Origin of the sequence: Streptomyces sp. 1222.5, from assembly GCF_900105245.1 — a bacterium.
In the GTDB taxonomy this organism is placed as follows: Bacteria; Actinomycetota; Actinomycetes; order Streptomycetales; family Streptomycetaceae; genus Streptomyces; species Streptomyces albidocamelliae.
Genome location: NZ_FNSZ01000001.1, coordinates 5,587,814 through 5,605,108, shown reverse-complemented (window position 1 = coordinate 5,605,108; position 17,295 = coordinate 5,587,814). Strand labels below are relative to the sequence as shown.

The following is a 17,295-nucleotide window of genomic DNA, read 5'->3' as shown; positions in this document are numbered from 1 at the left end:
GTCACACCACCTCGTCGTCGTGCAGCCGCTCGCGCAGCGCGCGGACCGCCGTGTGCAGCCTGCTCTTGACCGTGCCCTCGGGAATGCCCAGCTCCTCGGCTATGCCCCGCACCGGCAGGTCGGCGAAGAAGCGCAGGACGACCACCTGCCGCTGCGCGGCGGGCAGTTCGTCCAGGCCCCGGGCGACGGCGAGGGAGAGCAGGCTGGTCTCCTCGCCGGAGGGGTGCGCGGGCTCGTGCAGCGCGGCCAGCCGCTCCCCCAGCCGTTCCCGGCGCCGCTTGGCCCGGTGCCAGTCCATGGCGAGGTTGGAGGCGACCACCGCCGCCCACGCCGACACGTCCCGCGGTGCCTCGCGGCCGCTCGCCGTCCGCTCCAGCAGCCGCAGCCGCACCTGCTGCACCCCGTCCGGCAGGTCCGACTGCGGCACCCCGCCCAGCGCGAGCACCGCCCGCACCCGGCGTTCCTGGGCCGCGTCCAGCGGATCGTCACCGGCACGTTCCGCACCGGCGTACGCCCCCTGATCGCGGCGCGCCCCTCCGCGCAGCACAAGCCACCCCCTCACGCGTTTGCCCCTACGACGCCGGAGCCGGGCGGAACGTTCGGGCGCGGCCGGGATTTCTCCGTCGCCCGCAGAGGTGTACGTCACACCTCCGTGTGGCCGGAACCCGGACGGGCAGGAACCGCACAGCACAGCTTCCGGCGCGGACGCCCCCAGGAACGAATTTCTCCAGCTCAGCCGGGTGTCCGACGGAGTTGTGGAACCGTCCGCCGGGCGCCCGTGTCCCATTCTTCGGGCACGCGGCGCAAAGAATTGGACAGGTGGACCGGGGTCGGCCGCATGATGGAAAAGCCCCGGTCATGCCAGAGACACAAAGAGGGAGACGCTGTGAGGGTCGGAATCGTCGGAGCCACCGGTCAGGTCGGCACGGTCATGCGCAGGATCCTCGTGGAGCGGAACTTCCCGGTCACGGAGCTGCGCCTGTTCGCCTCGGCCCGCTCGGCCGGGACGGTGCTGGACGGCGTGACGGTGGAGGACGCGACGACCGCCGACTACACCGGCCTCGACATCGTGATCTTCTCCGCGGGCGGCGCGACCTCCCGGGCGCTGGCCGAGAAGGTGGCCTCGCAGGGCGCCGTCGTGATCGACAACTCCTCCGCCTGGCGCAAGGACCCCGAGGTCCCGCTGGTCGTCTCCGAGGTGAACCCGCACGCGATCGCCGACCGTCCCAAGGGCATCATCGCCAACCCGAACTGCACCACCATGGCCGCCATGCCGGTTTTGAAGGTGCTGCACGAGGACGCCGGCCTGGAGGCGCTGATCGTCGCCACCTACCAGGCGGTGTCCGGTTCCGGTCTGGCGGGCGTGGCCGAACTGCACGGCCAGGTGCAGAAGGCCGCCGCCGAGGCCGACAAGCTGACCCACGACGGCGCCGCGGTCGACTTCCCCGAGCCGCAGGTATACCAGCGCACCATCGCCTTCAACGTGCTCCCGCTGGCGGGCAGCATCGTCGACGACGGTCTGAACGAGACCGACGAGGAGCAGAAGCTGCGCAACGAGTCCCGCAAGATCCTCGAGATCCCCGACCTGAAGGTCTCCGGCACCTGCGTGCGCGTCCCGGTCTTCTCCGGCCACTCCCTCCAGGTCAACGCCCGTTTCGCCCGCCCGATCTCCCCCGAACGCGCGACCGAGCTGCTCGCGAAGGCCCCCGGCGTCGCCCTCTCCGAGATCCCGACCCCGCTGCAGGCGGCCGGCCAGGACCCCTCGTACGTCGGCCGGATCCGCCGCGACGAGACGGTGGACAACGGCCTCGCGCTGTTCATCTCCAACGACAACCTCCGCAAGGGCGCCGCGCTGAACGCGGTGCAGATCGCGGAGCTGGTGGCGGCGGAGCTGTCCGCGAAGAAGTAGGGCGCGCACGGCGTGTGCGGGAAGGGGCGGTCACGGCGACGTGACCGCCCCTTCCCCGTTCCCCGGCCCCGCCCGCACCGCCACACCCACCGGCGGGAACCGGACATCGCCTTACCCCTCGATCGCATGGAAGGATGACGCAACCGACACATAACGAGGAGATGACCGCGTGCCTGGCACAAACCTGACTCGCGAAGAGGCACAGCAGCGGGCCGAGCTGCTGACCGTTGACTCGTACGAGATCGATCTCGACCTCTCCGGCGCGCAGGAGGGCGGTACCTACCGGTCCGTGACCACGGTGCGCTTCGACGTCGCCCGGAACGGCGCGGAGTCGTTCATCGACCTGGTGGCCCCGACCGTCCACGAGGTGGTCCTCAACGGCGACCAGCTGGATCCCGCCGCGGTCTTCGCCGACTCGCGGATCGCCCTGCCGGGGCTGCTCCAGGGACGCAACGTCCTGCGGGTCGTCGCCGACTGCGCCTACACCAACACCGGTGAGGGCCTGCACCGCTTCGTCGACCCGGTCGACGAGCAGGCCTACCTGTACACCCAGTTCGAGGTCCCCGACGCCCGCCGCGTCTTCGCCTCCTTCGAGCAGCCCGACCTGAAGGCCACCTTCCAGTTCACGGTGAAGGCACCGACTGGCTGGACGGTCATTTCGAACTCGCCCACGCCGGAGCCCAAGGACGACGTCTGGGCCTTCGAGCCGACGCCCCGGATCTCCTCGTACATCACGGCCCTGATCGTCGGCCCGTACCACTCGGTGCACAGCGTGTACGAGAAGGACGGGCAGTCCGTGCCGCTCGGCATCTACTGCCGGCCCTCGCTCGCCGAGTTCCTCGACTCGGACGCGATCTTCGAGGTCACCCGGCAGGGCTTCGACTGGTTCCAGGAGAAGTTCGACTACGCGTACCCGTTCGCCAAGTACGACCAGCTGTTCGTGCCGGAGTTCAACGCGGGCGCGATGGAGAACGCGGGCGCCGTCACCATCCGCGACCAGTACGTCTTCCGGTCCAAGGTGACCGACGCGGCGTACGAGGTGCGGGCGGAGACCATCCTGCACGAGCTGGCCCACATGTGGTTCGGCGACCTGGTCACCATGGAGTGGTGGAACGACCTGTGGCTGAACGAGTCGTTCGCCACCTACACCTCCATCGCCTGCCAGGCCGCCGCGCCGGGCTCCCGCTGGCCGCACTCGTGGACCACGTTCGCCAACTCGATGAAGACCTGGGCGTACCGGCAGGACCAGCTGCCGTCCACGCACCCGATCATGGCGGACATCCGCGACCTGGACGACGTGCTCGTCAACTTCGACGGCATCACCTACGCCAAGGGCGCGAGCGTGCTGAAGCAGCTCGTCGCGTACGTCGGTGAGGACGAGTTCTTCCGGGGCGTGCAGGCCTACTTCAAGCGGCACGCCTTCGGCAACACGCGTCTGTCGGACCTGCTGGGCGCCCTGGAGGAGACCTCGGGGCGTGACCTGAAGACCTGGTCGAAGAAGTGGCTGGAGACCGCCGGCATCAACATCCTGCGGCCCGAGATCGCCACCGACGCCGACGGTCTCATCACCTCCTTCGCCGTCCGCCAGGAGGCCCCGCCCCTGCCGGCCGGCGCCAAGGGCGAGCCGACCCTGCGGCCGCACCGCATCGCGATCGGCCTGTACGACCTGGACGCCGCGAGCGGCAAGCTGGTGCGCACCGAGCGGATCGAGCTGGACGTCGACGGCGAACTGACCGCCGTACCGCAGCTGGGCGGCAGGCCCCGTCCGGCGGTCGTCCTGCTCAACGACGACGACCTGTCCTACGCCAAGGTCCGCCTGGACGAGGAGTCGCTGAAGACCGTCACCGAGCACCTCGGCGACTTCGAGGCGTCCCTGCCGCGCGCGCTGTCCTGGGCGTCGGCCTGGGACATGACGCGGGACGCCGAGCTGGCCGCCCGCGACTACCTCTCCCTCGTCCTGTCGGGCATCGGCAAGGAGTCCGACATCGGGGTCGTGCAGTCGCTGCACCGCCAGGTCAAGCTGGCGATCGACCTGTACGCCGACCCGGCCGCCCGCGAGGCGCTGCTGGCCCGCTGGACCGACGCCACGCTGGCCCACCTGCGGGCGGCCGAGCCGGCCGGCGACCACCAGCTGGCCTGGGCCCGGGCGTTCGCGGCGACCGCGCGCACCCCGGAGCAGCTGGACCTGCTGGAGGCCCTGCTGGACGGCACGCAGACCGTCGAGGGGCTGGCCGTGGACACCGAGCTGCGCTGGGCGTTCGTGCAGCGGCTCGCGGCGGTCGGCCGGTTCGACGAGGCCGAGATCGCGAACGAGTACGAGCGGGACCGCACCGCCGCCGGTGAGCGGCACGCGGCCACCGCCCGCGCGGCCCGGCCCACCGCCGAGGCCAAGGCGGAGGCGTGGGCGTCGGTCGTCGAGTCCGACAAGCTGCCCAACGCCGTGCAGGAGGCCGTGATCGGCGGCTTCGTGCAGACCGACCAGCGCGAGCTGCTGGCCGACTACACGGACAGGTACTTCGAGATCCTCAAGGGCGTGTGGGACTCCCGGTCCCACGAGATCGCCCAGCAGATCGCGATCGGTCTGTACCCGTCGGTGCAGGTCTCCGAGGAGATCCTGGCCAAGACGGACTCCTGGCTGGCCGCGGCCGAGCCGAGCGCGGCCCTGCGCCGCCTCGTCTCGGAGTCCCGTGCGGGCGTCGAGCGCGCGCTGCGGGCCCAGGCGGCGGACGCGGCGGCCGCCGCGTAACCGCCGGACCGCGACGGAGGGCGCCCGGTGAGCCACCGGGCGCCCTTTCGCATGGGCCGCCACCGGGCCGCCGCGCCCGCTAGCCGCCGGCCCTGGTGGCGGCCGCGTCGTGCAGGGCCCGCAGGACACGGGTCACCGCGGTTCCGTTCTCCGCGCCCTTGCGCACCGCGCCCACCACATGGCGTACGGGCCGGTCCGGGCCCAGTTCGCGCAGGACCACGCCCGTACGGCGGCCGGCCGCCATCCTCGGTACCAGGGCGACGCCCATCCCCGCCTCCACCATGGCGAGGATCGCGGTCCAGCCGGAGGCGGAGTGGCCCTGGTGGGGGCTGAAGCCGGCCGCCTCGCAGGCGCGCCGGGTGATGTCGGACCAGGGTCCGCTGCCGCCGAAGATCCAGGGTTCCGCCGCGAGGTCCGGCAGCCGCAGCCCGTCGGCGCGGGCGAGCGGATGGCGCGGCGGCAGGGCGACGTCCAGCGGGTCGGTGAGCAGGGGCACGCGGGTGAGGCGGGAGTCCGCCGCGCTCGGCGCCTCGGCCGCGAGGGACAGGGCGAGGTCCACCTCTCCTGCGGCCAGCAGCTCGTAGGCCTCGGCGGCCTCCGCCTCCCTGACCCGTACCGAGATCCGGGGGTGCGACTCGCGCAGGGCCCGGACGGCCGGTACGACCAGGGCGGGCACCGCCGTCGGGAAGGCGCCGACGCGTACCTCGCCGGCGTCTCCCCGCGCGTACGCCGCGAGTGCCGCGTCCGCCCGCTCCAGCTGCTCGAACACCGCCTCGGCGTGGGCCAGCACCAGCCGGGCCGCGTCGGTGAGCCGCACCCGGCGGCCCTGCGCCTCCAACAGGGGCACGCCGAGCTGCCGGGCGAGGTTGGTGAGTTGCTGGGAGACGGCGGACGGAGTCATGTGCAGGGCCTCGGCCGTCGCCGTCACGGTCCCCCGCTCGCGCAGGGTGCGCAGGATCCGCAGCTTCCTCAGGTCCCACTCGGCCATGGCGCGCACGTTACCTGTCGTCACCGCGCCGGCCGGCCGCCGAGCTGCCGGGTCCCACGCCGTGCGGCACGGCCCGGCGACCGGTGCCGGCGCCGAGGACGACGCCGCCCAGGATCAGTGCCAGGCACAGCAGTTGCGGCCATCCGGTGCGCTCGCCGAGTACCGCCCAGGACAGCAGGGCCACGCAGACCGGCTGGAGGTAGTAGACGACGCCGGCGCGGGTGGCGCCGATCAGGGCGACGGCCTTGTTCCAGGCGAAGAATGCCACGGCGGAGGAGGCCACGCCGACGTAGAGCAGGGGCAGCACCGTCCCGGGGGACGGGGTGAAGCCGCCCTGCACGGCGAGACTGACGGCCTGGGCGGGCAGCAGCAGGACCGTGCCCGCCAGGAAGGTGGTGAACAGGAAGGCGGCTCCGCCGAGTTCCGCGGGCCGGCGGCGCAGCAGCGCGCTGTAGCCGGCGAAGCAGCAGGCGGCGCCGGTCATCCACAGACCGCCGGCCGAGAGGTCCGCGTCGCCGCCGACGAGCAGCGTCACGCCCGCGCAGGCGACGATCAGTCCGGCGGTGCGCCGCGTGCCGAGCCGGACGCCGGCCAGCCGGTCGCACACCGCCATGAGCACCGGGGAGGCGGCCATGATCATGCCCATGGTGGCGGCCGGGGTGGTCAGACCGGCCTGGTTCACGAGGGTGTTGTAGGCGGCCACCCCGAGCAGCGAGGCGCACAGGACGTAGCGGCCGTGCCGTCGGATCCGGGCCCGCGCCCGCCATGCCTGCCGGGCGCCGAAGGGAGCGACGGCGATCAGTGCGACGACCCAGCGCCAGAAGGCCTGCTGGACGGGCGGGACGCTGTCGTGCAGACCGCGGGAGGTGACGAAGCTGCCGGACCAGACGACCGTGGCGAGGGCGGCGCAGGCGAGTCCGAGGAGCGGGTCGGCTGCCCGGCGGGACGGAAGGGTGGGGCGGGGCGAGGCGGTGGTCCGGTGCAGGACGGCGGCCACGGGGGTCCTTTCCGTGCGGGAGTGGGTGCTCCCTCACCGTCCCAGCGCCCGACCTGTCAGGTCCATCGAAACTTTTCGAGTGTTTTCTTCAGCTGAACTGAACGGTTTCGGAGATCGTAGGGCCGAGGTGGCGGGTGACGGCCGTCTCGATCTCCGCCGGTGCCGGCGCGTCGGCGGCCCAGGCCGCGTAGCCGTCGGGCCGCACCAGCACGGTGGTGCGGCGGCCGCCCGCTCGGCGGACCACGGCCAGCCGGTCCGCGCGGCCGGATCCCGCCTCGTAAGGCTCCGGCGTGATCAGTACGAACCGTCCGCCGCGCAGCGCCTCGTACAGGCGGCCGCCGCCGCACAGCGTGACGTCCGGGACGCGGGCGCCGGTGAGGGCGTGGGAGCCGCGCGGTGCGGGATAGCGGTAGCCGATGCCTGTGATCTGGCCGGCGACCTTGCGGCGGGCCGGGCCGCACGCGTCGAGGAACGCGGTGAGCGCGGCGCGGGCCGCCAGCGTCCAGGGGCGCTTGGCCATGGCGAGGCGCACGATCCCTCCGCTGCTGCGCAGCACCGCCCGGCCGACCGGGTGCCGTTCGTCCTGGTAGGTGGCCAGCAGGGCGGGGTCCGCATGGCCGCCCACCACGGCGGCGAGCTTCCAGCTCAGGTTCGCCGCGTCCTGGAGGCCGGTGTTCATCCCCTGCCCGCCGGCCGGGGTGTGCACGTGCGCGGCGTCGCCGGCGAGGAAGACCCGGCCGACCCGGTAGGCCGGCGCCTGCCGCTCGTCACTGTGGAAGCGGGACATCCAGCGGGCGTCGTGCATCCCGAAGTCCCGGCCGAGCGCGAGCCGCGTGATCTCCTTGACCTCCGCCAGTTCCAGGGGCTCGTGGTCGGCGACGTCACGGCCGCGGTGCCAGCCGATCACCCGGTAGTAGCCGTCACCGAACGGCGCGAGGAAGGCGAAGGCGTCGCCGACGGCGTCGACGGTGAGCAGAGTCGGGGGCTTCTCGGCGAGCCGGACGTCGGCGAGCACGACGGACCGGATCACCGACCGGCCCGGGAAGGGCAGCCCGATCGCCTGCCGCACCGCACTGCGCATCCCGTCGGCACCGACGACGTACGCGGCCCGGACCGTCTCCGTGCACCCCTCCGGTCCGCGGGCCTCGACCGTCACGCCGGCCGCGTCCTGGGTGAGCCCGGTCAGCTCGGTCTCGTAGCGGAAGTCGGCGCCCGCCTCGACCGCGCGCCGCTCCAGCGCCTTCTCCACCTCGTACTGCGGGAGGACGAGGAGGTGGCGGTAGCGGGAGGGGAGGGCGGAGAGGTCCATGGTCAGCCGGCCGAAGAGACCGAGCCGGTCGAGGGGCTGCCCGACGGCCTCCAGATCGTCGGCGAGGCCACGGGCGTCGAGCTGTTCGAGGGTGCGGGCGTGCAGGACGAACGCGCGGGAGAGGTTGCTGATCCGGTGGGGGCGCTTCTCCAGGACGGTGACCGGGACGCCGGCGGCGGCGAGGTCGCCCGCGAGCAGGAGCCCGGTGGGGCCGCAGCCGACGATCACGACGCGGGGCACCGGGGTGGTGTCGGTGCGGTGGGTACCGGTGGGTTCGGTGGTGCCGCTCATCATGGCCTCCGGGGTGCCGACGCCTGTTGGTCAACAACTGTTGGTCAACGCTTGTTGGCAAGCGTAGGACGGCGGCGACGCCCGGTCAACACTTGTTGGCCCACGTGTGTTGGCCTACGCTCGTGGGCATGACGGGCAGCACGGAGACGAACCAGGCCGGGGAGCAGTCCGGCGCGCGGACGAAGCAGGCGGGGAAGGAGTCCGGTGCCCGCGTCACCGGGCAGGCGCGCCGTTCCGGCGCCACCCGGTCCGCCATCCTCGCCGCGGCCCGGGAGCGCTTCGCCGCCGACGGGTACGAGCGGGCCACCATCCGGGCCGTCGCCAGGGACGCGCGCATCGACCCGTCGATGGTGATGCGCTACTTCGGCAGCAAGGAGGGCCTGTTCGCGGCGGCCGTCGCGCTGGATCTGCGGCTGCCCGACCTGGCACAGGTACCGCGCGAGGACATCGGGCGGACGCTGGTGGGCCACTTCCTGAACCTGTGGGAGGAGAACGAGGAGCTGACGGCCGTCCTCCGGGTGGGTGCCACCAACGAGGCCGGCGCCGAGCGGATGCAGGACATCTTCCGGGAGCAGCTGCTGCCGGTGGCCCGGCAGGCCTGCCCCGACCCCGAGCAGGTGCCGGCCCGGGCCGCGCTCTGTGCCGCACAGCTGCTGGGTCTCGCGCTGACCCGCTACGTGCTGAGGCTGCCGGCGGCCCGCGTGCTCACCCGGGAGGAACTGGTGGCCTGGCTCGGGCCGACGGTCCAGCGCTACCTGACGGCACCGAAGCCCTAGCCGACCCCCTGACCGGTCCCCCGGCGGAAAACACCGAGGGCGCCGGTCTCACCCCGTACGGCGTGTGCGCGTACCGCGGGTGGGACGGGCGCCCCGGCGGGAGAAGCAGTCGTCAGGCCTTGGCCCGGACGTTGGACGTGGTGTCGTCCTTCTTGGCGTGCGACTTGTCCAGCAGCATCACCAGGCCGGCGATGACCACGAACAGCGCGACCGGGAGGAGCACGTAGAGGCCCAGCGTCTGGATGACGCTCAGGCCGGGGCCGGGGTCGTCGCCGTCGTCGCGGGTCAGCGCGAGCGCGGGGGACGACATGAGCAGCATCATCAGCGTCGTACCGGCGGCCAGGGCGCCGGCGCGCAGGGCGTTCTTCTTGTCCACGGAACTCAAGTTAGCGAACGGTCGTCGGGGCCGCGCGCCCGGGGTGCCCTAGCAGGGCCTGCGCACCGGGCGGGACCGCGGCCTCGCGGCGGGAGCCCCAGGCAACAGCAGGGCGCCGACCGCCCGCCGGCACCCGGACCGCACGCCGACGCCCCCTGCCGTACGCCGGCGCCCTCCGCCGTACGGCAGTCCCTCCTCCTCACGCGCCCGGCGTGCCCGACGGACCCGGCGCGCCCGACGGGCCGGACGGCCGCAGCACCTCCAGCAGGCCCCGCAGCCGCGGCGACGCCGTCAGCTCCTCCAGCGGCACCGGCCTGCCTTCCCGGTCGGCGATCGGCAGCCGCCAGTTGGGATATTGGTCCCAGGTGCCCGGCAGGTTCTGCGGGCGGCGGTCGCCCACGCCGTCCGGCAGCCAGACCCCGATCAGCCGGGCCGGAGTGCGCAGCAGGAAGCGGTGGACCGCGCGGATCTCCTCCTCCTCGTCGGAACCGGCCGGTCCGGCCGCCGGGCTGTCCAGCAGGCCGAGGCTGCCGAGCAGGGCGAGCCACTCCGCCGTGTCCGCCGCGGCCTCGGCGCGTTCCTCGACGGCCGAACGGGTGAGCAGTCCCAGGCGGTCGCGCAGGTCGACGTGGTCGCCGGTGAGCCGGGCGGCGGTGGGCGGCAGGTCGTGGGTGGTGGCGGTGGCCAGGCAGTCGGCGCGCCACCGCTCGGGCGGCAGCGGGTGTCCGTCGCCCTCCCAGTCCCGCTCGAACCACAGCACGGAGGTGCCGAGCACTCCGCGCCGCTGCAGCGCCTCGCGCACGCCGGGTTCGACCGTGCCCAGGTCCTCGCCGATGACCACGGCCCCGGCGCGGGTGGCCTCCAGGGCGAGGATCGCGAGCATGGCGTCGGCGTCGTGACGCACGTAGGTGCCCTCGGTGGGCGGGCTGCCCTGCGGCACCCACCAGAGCCGGAACAGGCCCATGACGTGGTCGATGCGCAGCGCGCCCGCGTACCGGAAGAGGGCGCGCAGGAGTTCGCGGTAGGGGGCGTGGCCCGTGGCGGCGAGCCGGTCGGGACGCCAGGGCGGCAGGCCCCAGTCCTGGCCGCGGGCGTTGAAGGCGTCCGGTGGCGCGCCGACCGACATTCCGGCGGCGAACACGTCCTGCTGCGCCCAGGCGTCGGCGCCCACCGGGTGCACTCCGACGGCGAGGTCGTGCACGATCCCGACCGGCATGCCGGCCTCGCGGGCGGCACGCTGGGCCGCCCGCAGCTGGCCGTCGGTGAGCCAGGCCAGGCGGGCGTGGAAGGCCACCCGGCCGGCGAGTTCGGCGCGGGCACGGGCGGTGGCGGGCGAGCGGGGGTCGCGCAGCCCGTCCGGCCAGCCGTGCCAGTCGGAGCCGTGCACCTCGGCGAGGGCGCACCAGGTGGCGTGGTCGTCGAGGGCCTGGCCGTGAGCGGCGCGGAAGTCGTCGTAGGCGGCCTGCCGGCCGGGGCCGAGGGGGACGGCGAGAACCAGCTCCAGTGCCTCCCGCTTCAGCTCCCACACGGCGTCCCGGTCGATGAGCGCGCCCTTGTCGAGTACGTCCTCCCGCAGCCGCCCGGCCCGCTCCAGCAGGGCGGCCAGGCGCTCGCGGTCCTCGACGTAGCCGAACTCGGGGATCTCCTCGATCCGCAGGTGCACGGGGTCGGGGAAACGGCGGGAGGAGGGCCGGTACGGGGAGGGATCGGTGGGAGCACCGGGCACGGCCGCGTGCAGGGGGTTGACCTGCACGAACCCGGCTCCGGCGGTGCGCCCCGCCCAGCTCGCGAGCTCGGCGAGGTCACCGAGGTCGCCCATGCCCCAGGAGCGGTGGGAGAGCAGGGAGTACAGCTGGACGAGAACGCCCGAGGAGCGTCCTGGCGGGGCGGGGAGGCGGTCGGGGGCGACGACGAGGTGGGCCCGGCCGGTGCGCCCGTCGGGCGCGAGGGCAGTGAGCCGGTGGACGCCGAGCGGGAGGCCGGCGGTCCCCTCGCGCTCCTGCCCGTCCTCGGTCACCACGTCCAGCCGGGTTCCGGGGGGCAGTGCGGCGAGGGCGGCGGGCGGCTCGGCGCCGGCCCACTGCACCACCGTCGGCGGCAGCAGGCGTTCGCGCAGTTCGCGTTCCCGCTCGGCGAGCGCGGCGCGGACGGCGTCCGGGGTGCCCGCGTCGACGCCGAGGGCGGTCAGGGCGGCGGCCACGGCGGAGGCGGGTACCGCGACGGTTTGGTCCGGCGCGGGACTGTAGGAGGTGGCGACCCCGTGCAGCCCGGCGAGCCGGGTGAGGTCCTCACCGGCGGGCGCGGACGCCGCGCCCGTGTCGCCGGGTCCGGCCGCGACGGTTCCGGCCGGCCCGGGCAGCTCCGCGTCGTCGTGCCCCGCGGCCATCTACAGCCCCGGGGCGTAGCAGTCCGGGACCGGGTCGGACTCGCTGGTCAGCGGGGCGGCCTCGGCGAGCGGCGGCTCACTGGTCAGGGGCTCGGCATCGGGCAGCGGCGGTTCGCTGGTGAGGGGGGCCTGGGTGCAGGCGCTCTCCGCGCTGAAGACGCACAGGCGGACCGTGTCGGTGTCGGCGGACTGCTCCGCCACGGGTTTGAACTGGGCCGGGATCGTGGGTGCGGCCACTGGGGCCTCCTTTTCGATGGTGCGGCTTTTGACGGTTTACGGCAGGCCTACCCAATGACGGCGTCGGCACGCGTGGCCGTTGCCGGAGCACCTGATGGGGTGGCGGTGATCCGTTGCCGGGCCGGTGATCGATAGAGGAGGTGTGAGACTGTTCCGCCCCATGGGGGGCCAGCGGGAGAAGGACGACGGCGCGGACGCCGCGCTGTTGCGGGCCGTCGCCGCGGGGGACGCGGCCGCGATGGCCACCCTGTACGACCGGCACGCGGGCTGGCTGCACGCGCGGCTGACCCGGCGGTGCGCCGACCCGGAGGTCGTGCGCGAGGTGGTGCAGGACACGTTCGTCACGGTGTGGCGGTCGGCGGCCGGGCACCGCGGAGAGGACGCCGGCGGCTGGCTGTGGACGATCGCCGCGCGCCGCCTGGTCGACGCCCGGCGCGCGCAGGAACGGGTCGCGCGGTTCGCCGGGCCTCCGCTGGAGCCCGGTTCCGCCGGGCGGTACGAGCCCGCCGCCGCGCCGTCCGCGGAGGACCGGGTGCTGGCGGGGCTGGAGTACGGCGATGTCGGCGCCGCCCTCGACCGGATCTCCCCCGAGCTGCGCGAGGTGCTGCGCGCGACCGTCGTGGACGGGCTGACCACGCGGGAGGCGGCCCGGCTGCTCGGCATACCCGAGGGCACGGTCAAGTCCCGCGCCCGGCGGGCCCGCGCCGAGCTGCGGGCGGCCCTGGACCTGCTGCACCCGTCCCCGCTGGGAGGCACGGCATGACGAACGGCAACGCGCGCATCTGGCACGTGTCCGACGACCTCGCCGCCCGCTACGCCGAGGGCGTGCTGCCGGAGCCGGACGCATGGTCCCTGGAGAAGCACGTGGAGGGCTGCGGGGGCTGCGCGGCCACGGTGTCGGAGGCGGTGCGCGGCACGGCGGCCGGGACGGTCCTCGCGCAGGTGCGGGACGCGGTCCTGGCCTCGATGCCCTCGGCGCCGGTGCCGGCGACGCCCGCCGTGCGGCGCGGCAGCCCGCGGAGGCCGCCCGTGTCCCACCGGTTCGCGAGGCTGCTGTGGGCCGCGGGGCCCGCGGTGCGCGGGGCGTGGCTGCCCGCGGTGCTCGTGGTGGCCGCCGGGGCGCTGGCCCTGGCGTACGGCACCGGATACCCCGGGGCGCGGGCACTGCTGCTGGCGGTCGCCCCGGTCGTGCCGGTCGCGGGGGTCGCCCTGTCCTACGGTCCGCACGCCGACCCGCTGCACGAGGTCGCCGCGGCCACCCCGGGCGGCGGGCTGCGGCTCGCGCTCACCCGGACGGTCGCCGTCCTGGCGGTGAGCCTGCCGCTGCTGACCCTCACCGGTCTGCTGCTGCCCGCGTCCGGCGCCCCGGCCGCCGCGGCCTGGCTGCTGCCGGGGCTGGCGCTGGCGCTCGGCTCGCTGGCCCTGGCCTCCTTCGTGGGGTGCCGGACGGCTGCCCTGCTGACGGGCGGCGGCTGGCTGCTGGCCGTCCTCGGCCCGGTGCCCGCCGCACCCGGCGGCGCGGCCGGCGCGCGGCTGGCCGAGCAGCTCTCCCGCTGCTTCGACGGCGTCGGCGCGCAGAGCGCGTGGGCGTCGGCGGCCGTGCTGAGCGCGGTCCTGGTGACGGCCCGCCGCCCCGTGTACGACCGCCCGCTCGGCCGGTGACGGCAGGCGGCACACCCGCCCCCGCCGACCCCCACCCTTCATCGCTTTCCTTGATCCGCCTGGAGAGACCTTGACTTCGATACGTGTGTCCGGCCTGCGGGTCCGGCACCGCAGAACGCTCGCCCTCGACTCCCTGGACCTCGGCCTCGGCCTCGGTGTGCACGGGCTGCTCGGGCCGAACGGGGCCGGGAAGACCTCGCTGATCCGGGTGCTGGCCACCGTCGCCCGGCCGGACGCCGGGCGGGTGGAGATCCTCGGCGAGGACACCGCCGGGCACCGCGGCCGGACGGAGGTGCGGCGCCGGCTCGGCTACCTGCCGCAGGAGTTCGGCTACTACCCGGGCTTCACCGTGCGGGAGTTCGTGGCGTACATGGCCTGGCTGAAGGAGATGCCCGCCGAGCGGGTGCCGGACGCCGTGGAGCGGGCCGTGGCCCGGGTGGGTCTCGAGGACCGTATCGACGCGAAGGTGCGGACCCTGTCCGGCGGCATGGTCCGCCGGGTCGGCATCGCGCAGGCCGTCGTCAACGACCCGGCCGTCCTGCTCCTGGACGAGCCGACCGCCGGGTTGGATCCGGAGCAGCGGGTGGAGTTCCGCGCGCTGCTGCGGGAGCTGGGTGTCACGGCGACGGTCGTGGTCGCGACGCACCTGGTGGAGGACGTGGCCGCCGCATGCACCGAGGTCACCCTCCTCGACGCCGGGCGGGTCGCCTACCGCGGCACGCCCGAGGCGCTCTCCGCGCTCGGCGAAACCTCCGGCGGCCCCGGCGACCATCCGATCGAGCGCGGGTACACCGCCGCCCTGCGGGCCCACCGCGCGGCGGACGCGGGCGCACGGGAGGCGGTGTGATGACCGCGGTCACCGAAGGGAGAGCACCGTCGGCGCGGCGGCGTGCGCCGCATCCCGTCCGGGCGGAGGCCGTACGCGGCTTCGCGCCGTTCGCGGGGGCCGCGGTCCTGCTGACGCTCGGCGTGATGCTGGGCGGCAATGGGACCAAGTGGCAGGGTGACTGGGGGGCGACGGCCGCCGACCTGCACACCGCGCTGCTGATCCTGGTGCCGCTGGCCGCCGCCGCGGGCTGCTGGCAGGGCGGGCGCGAGCGGCGGCGCCGTACCGAGGAGCTGTGGGCCGCGGCCGTACGGCCGCCGCTGACCGGGTTCCTGGCCTCGGCGCTCCCGACGGCCGTCTGGGTCGCGGCCGGCTACCTGACCGGTGCGGCTCTGGCGCTGCTCGCGTGCTGGCCGTACGCGCTGGGCGGCGGGCCGCGTCTCGGGCTGCTGCCCGGCGACACGGTGGCCATGGCGTCGGCCTCGCTGGCGGGCCAGGTGCTCGGCCGGGTCGTGCCGACGCGGCTGGCGGCTCCGCTGCTGGCCGTCGCCGGGTACGTGGGCCTCGGGGTGCTCCCGCGCCGCCCTTCGGGCGCGAGCCACGAGCTGAGTCCCGCCCGCGTGATCGGTGACCACCAGCTTCCCGTGTGGTGGCAGCCGGGGGCGATGGCCGTCTGGACGGGCGGGCTGGCCCTCGCCGCCGTGCTGGCGTACGCCGCCCGGCGCCGGGCGACGGCCCTGCTGCCGCTGGCCGCCGCCGTGGCCGCGGGCACCCTGCTGGTGCAGACCGGCGAGGGCCTGTGGCACTCCGATCCGCTCTCGCGCCGCCAGGTCTGTGACACCTCGACCACGCCGGCGATCTGCGTCAACGCCCGGTACGCGGGGCTGTTGCCGCAGGTCAAGGAGGCGCTGTCGGGAATCACGGACAAGCTGGCGGGCGTGGAGAACCTGCCGGAGCGCTGGGACGACCTGCCTGGCGGGCGCGACGACCGGGCGCACCTGCCGATGGTGACGCCCATCGGGTGGTCGGTCGTACGGGGACGGCTGACCGATCCGCGGCAGTACGCCTGGGAGGCGGCCGCCGCGCTGGAGGGGCACGAGGAGTGCGACGACCCGCGGGTGCTGGAACTGGACGAGCTGGTCGAGCACTACCTGGCGCCCAGCCCCGCCGAGTCCCACTTCGACGACCTGTACCGGCACGGCACCAAGGCCCAGCGTGCCGAACAGCGCAGGACGGAGGCCGCGCGGGCGCGCCTCGCGGCGATGAGCGGGAAGGAGCGCAGGGCATGGCTGTCGGCGTACTTCGCGACGGCGGGCCGCTGCGACGCCGCGGGGGTGCCGGCCCTGTGAACGCTCCCCCGCTGCACGGTCCCCTCCTGTACGCCCGCTCACGTTCGCTACTCCTCGCGCTGGCCGCCCTCGCCGCGACGACCGCCTTCGCGGTGTGGGCCGCCGGGCGGCTGGACGGCTCCCCGGACCCCTACCACCGGGTGGCGATCGTGACGTCGGCCCCACTGCTGGCGTCGGCGGTGATCGGGGCGAGTCTGTACTCGGCCTCGGCGGAGCTGGACGGCACGGCCGTACGACCGTGGTGGCCGCGGCGCCTGGCCCAGCTCGCGGCGCTGACCGCGATCGCGGCGGCGCTGCTGCCCCTGGCCGTCCTGGGGCACTCGGAGACCGTCGGGCCGGGCGCGGTGATCCGCAACACGCTGGGCTGCACGGGCGTCACGGCGGCCGCCGCCGTCCTGCTCGGCGCCCGGCTGAGCTGGCTGCCGGCCTTCGCCTACGTCTCCGCCCTGTACCTGGGCTTCCACGGCGTCCGGGGCTGGGGGGCGGCGGTATGGGCGTGGCCGATGCAACCGGGGGCGGAGCAGGGCGCATGGGCGACGGCCCTGGCCGCGTTCGCGCTGGGCACCGCCTGGTACACGGTCCGGGGTGCGCGCCCCGAGGGGCAGCGCACCTGAGACGGTGGGCGGGGCAGCCGGCCGCGAGGAGGGACTGCCCGCCCACATACAACGGGCCCGGAGCGACTAGGCGGAGATGCCGTCGATCCGGGCCAGAGCGTCGTCCGCGCCGTACGGCTGCAAGTAGGGCAGCCAGCGCGGATCCCTGTGACCTGTGCCGATGATGCGCCAGGCCAGACCGGTGGGCGGCGCCGGTTTGTGCCGCAGCCGCCAGCCGATCTCCACGAGGTGACGGTCGGCCTTCACGTGGTTGCAGCGGCGGCAGGACGCCACCACGTTGTCCCAGACGTGCTTGCCCCCGCGGCTGCGCGGGATGACGTGGTCGACGCTGGTTGCGACGCCACCGCAGTACATGCACCGGCCCCCGTCACGCGCGAAGAGCGCCCGCCGGGTGAGAGGAACGGGCCCGCGGTAGGGGACCCGCACGAATCGCTTGAGCCGGACCACGCTGGGTGCGGGGACTGTGACGGTTGCGCTGTGCAGATAGGCGCCGGATTCCTCGAGGGAGACGGCCTTGTTCTCCAGGACGAGGACGAGCGCGCGGCGGAGCGGTACGACGCCGAGCGGCTCGTACGACGCGTTGAGGACCAGGACATGCGGCACGGGTGCCTCCTTGGGCGTCGGCGGCGCGTGGCTCGCGCCGGGACGATCTGCAGTCAGTCTCCCCTCATGCCTGGTGGAAGCGCCACCATGTCCCGGTAACGGGCTGGGAGTGTTTTCGACCACACCGCATTCATCCCCAGGATCATGACCTGTTCAAGCCAGGGTGAGCCCTGTCTCTCCTGTGCCGCTCCTCGACGGATCGGCCCGGGGCACACACAATCCCCCG

The 17,295-nt window shown here is 74.5% G+C and carries 16 protein-coding genes; 8 read left to right on the top strand and 8 right to left on the bottom strand.

The window, feature by feature from the left end; translation table 11 throughout:
* Position 1: 1 nt before the first annotated feature.
* Positions 2-547: a sigma-70 family RNA polymerase sigma factor gene (locus BLW57_RS25280; RefSeq protein ID WP_093477622.1), complete on the bottom strand. Its 546-nt coding sequence runs from the start codon at positions 545-547 to the stop codon at positions 2-4.
* A gap of 339 nt (positions 548-886) precedes the next feature.
* On the opposite strand from BLW57_RS25280, the gene BLW57_RS25275 reads away from it, so the two are divergent.
* Both BLW57_RS25275 and pepN read left to right on the top strand, forming a co-directional pair.
* Positions 887-1,909, top strand: a complete 1,023-nt coding sequence (locus BLW57_RS25275; protein WP_093477621.1) for an aspartate-semialdehyde dehydrogenase — start codon at positions 887-889, stop codon at positions 1,907-1,909.
* Between the two features lie 169 nt (positions 1,910-2,078).
* Positions 2,079-4,655 (top strand): aminopeptidase N, encoded by a 2,577-nt coding sequence (gene pepN / locus BLW57_RS25270; RefSeq protein ID WP_093477620.1) that lies wholly within the window; start codon positions 2,079-2,081, stop codon positions 4,653-4,655.
* Positions 4,656-4,734: 79 nt separating this feature from the next.
* Here pepN and BLW57_RS25265 read toward each other — a convergent pair whose 3' ends face one another.
* From BLW57_RS25265 to BLW57_RS25255, 3 genes are all read right to left on the bottom strand, one after another.
* A complete protein-coding gene (locus tag BLW57_RS25265; RefSeq protein WP_093477619.1) occupies positions 4,735-5,643 on the bottom strand; it encodes a LysR family transcriptional regulator in 909 nt (302 codons plus the stop codon).
* A gap of 10 nt (positions 5,644-5,653) precedes the next feature.
* On the bottom strand, positions 5,654-6,640 hold the full coding sequence (locus BLW57_RS25260) for a DMT family transporter (protein WP_093477618.1): 987 nt from the start codon (positions 6,638-6,640) through the stop codon (positions 5,654-5,656).
* Positions 6,641-6,728: 88 nt separating this feature from the next.
* Positions 6,729-8,240 (bottom strand): FAD-dependent monooxygenase, encoded by a 1,512-nt coding sequence (locus BLW57_RS25255; protein WP_093480875.1) that lies wholly within the window; start codon positions 8,238-8,240, stop codon positions 6,729-6,731.
* Between the two features lie 128 nt (positions 8,241-8,368).
* Between BLW57_RS25255 and BLW57_RS25250 the strand changes: the two genes are divergently transcribed.
* Positions 8,369-9,016 (top strand): TetR/AcrR family transcriptional regulator, encoded by a 648-nt coding sequence (locus BLW57_RS25250; RefSeq protein WP_093477617.1) that lies wholly within the window; start codon positions 8,369-8,371, stop codon positions 9,014-9,016.
* Between the two features lie 112 nt (positions 9,017-9,128).
* Here the strand turns inward: BLW57_RS25250 and BLW57_RS25245 are convergent, their stop codons facing one another.
* The 3 genes from BLW57_RS25245 to BLW57_RS25235 form a co-directional block, all read right to left on the bottom strand.
* The gene (locus tag BLW57_RS25245; protein ID WP_093477616.1) at positions 9,129-9,392 is read right to left on the bottom strand and encodes a hypothetical protein; all 264 of its coding nucleotides are present in this window, start codon (positions 9,390-9,392) and stop codon (positions 9,129-9,131) included.
* 199 nt (positions 9,393-9,591) lie between these two features.
* Positions 9,592-11,778, bottom strand: coding sequence for a 4-alpha-glucanotransferase (gene malQ, locus BLW57_RS25240; protein ID WP_256339582.1), 2,187 nt, complete (start codon positions 11,776-11,778; stop codon positions 9,592-9,594).
* A complete protein-coding gene (locus tag BLW57_RS25235; protein ID WP_073894009.1) occupies positions 11,779-12,015 on the bottom strand; it encodes a hypothetical protein in 237 nt (78 codons plus the stop codon).
* A 160-nt stretch (positions 12,016-12,175) separates the two neighbouring features.
* On the opposite strand from BLW57_RS25235, the gene BLW57_RS25230 reads away from it, so the two are divergent.
* From BLW57_RS25230 to BLW57_RS25210, 5 genes are all read left to right on the top strand, one after another.
* Complete coding sequence (locus tag BLW57_RS25230) at positions 12,176-12,778, top strand: RNA polymerase sigma factor (RefSeq protein ID WP_093477615.1); 603 nt, start codon at positions 12,176-12,178, stop codon at positions 12,776-12,778.
* On the top strand, positions 12,775-13,677 hold the full coding sequence (locus BLW57_RS25225; RefSeq protein WP_093477614.1) for a zf-HC2 domain-containing protein: 903 nt from the start codon (positions 12,775-12,777) through the stop codon (positions 13,675-13,677). Before BLW57_RS25230 ends, BLW57_RS25225 begins: the two co-directional genes overlap by 4 nt.
* Before the next feature lie 70 nt (positions 13,678-13,747).
* Complete coding sequence (locus BLW57_RS25220) at positions 13,748-14,524, top strand: ATP-binding cassette domain-containing protein (protein WP_256339581.1); 777 nt, start codon at positions 13,748-13,750, stop codon at positions 14,522-14,524.
* A complete protein-coding gene (locus BLW57_RS25215; RefSeq protein ID WP_093477611.1) occupies positions 14,524-15,852 on the top strand; it encodes a hypothetical protein in 1,329 nt (442 codons plus the stop codon). Before BLW57_RS25220 ends, BLW57_RS25215 begins: the two co-directional genes overlap by 1 nt.
* Positions 15,849-16,466 carry a hypothetical protein gene (locus BLW57_RS25210; RefSeq protein ID WP_256339580.1) on the top strand — a complete coding sequence of 206 codons (618 nt, stop codon included), beginning with the start codon at positions 15,849-15,851 and terminating at the stop codon, positions 16,464-16,466. The genes BLW57_RS25215 and BLW57_RS25210 overlap by 4 nt, the downstream gene beginning before the upstream one ends.
* Before the next feature lie 66 nt (positions 16,467-16,532).
* Here the strand turns inward: BLW57_RS25210 and BLW57_RS25205 are convergent, their stop codons facing one another.
* Positions 16,533-17,069 carry an HNH endonuclease gene (locus BLW57_RS25205; protein WP_033526416.1) on the bottom strand — a complete coding sequence of 179 codons (537 nt, stop codon included), beginning with the start codon at positions 17,067-17,069 and terminating at the stop codon, positions 16,533-16,535.
* Positions 17,070-17,295 lie beyond the last annotated feature (226 nt).

Bases quoted from the DNA above. Each gene is read 5' to 3' on its own strand.
- BLW57_RS25265 (WP_093477619.1), bottom strand. From the start codon at position 5,643: ATGGCCGAGTGGGACCTGAGGAAGCTGCGGATCCTGCGCACCCTGCGC.
- BLW57_RS25255 (WP_093480875.1), bottom strand. From the start codon at position 8,240: ATGAGCGGCACCACCGAACCCACCGGTACCCACCGCACCGACACCACC.
- BLW57_RS25250 (WP_093477617.1), top strand. From the start codon at position 8,369: ATGACGGGCAGCACGGAGACGAACCAGGCCGGGGAGCAGTCCGGCGCG.
- malQ (WP_256339582.1), bottom strand. From the start codon at position 11,778: ATGGCCGCGGGGCACGACGACGCGGAGCTGCCCGGGCCGGCCGGAACC.
- BLW57_RS25230 (WP_093477615.1), top strand. From the start codon at position 12,176: ATGGGGGGCCAGCGGGAGAAGGACGACGGCGCGGACGCCGCGCTGTTG.
- BLW57_RS25225 (WP_093477614.1), top strand. From the start codon at position 12,775: ATGACGAACGGCAACGCGCGCATCTGGCACGTGTCCGACGACCTCGCC.
- BLW57_RS25215 (WP_093477611.1), top strand. From the start codon at position 14,524: ATGACCGCGGTCACCGAAGGGAGAGCACCGTCGGCGCGGCGGCGTGCG.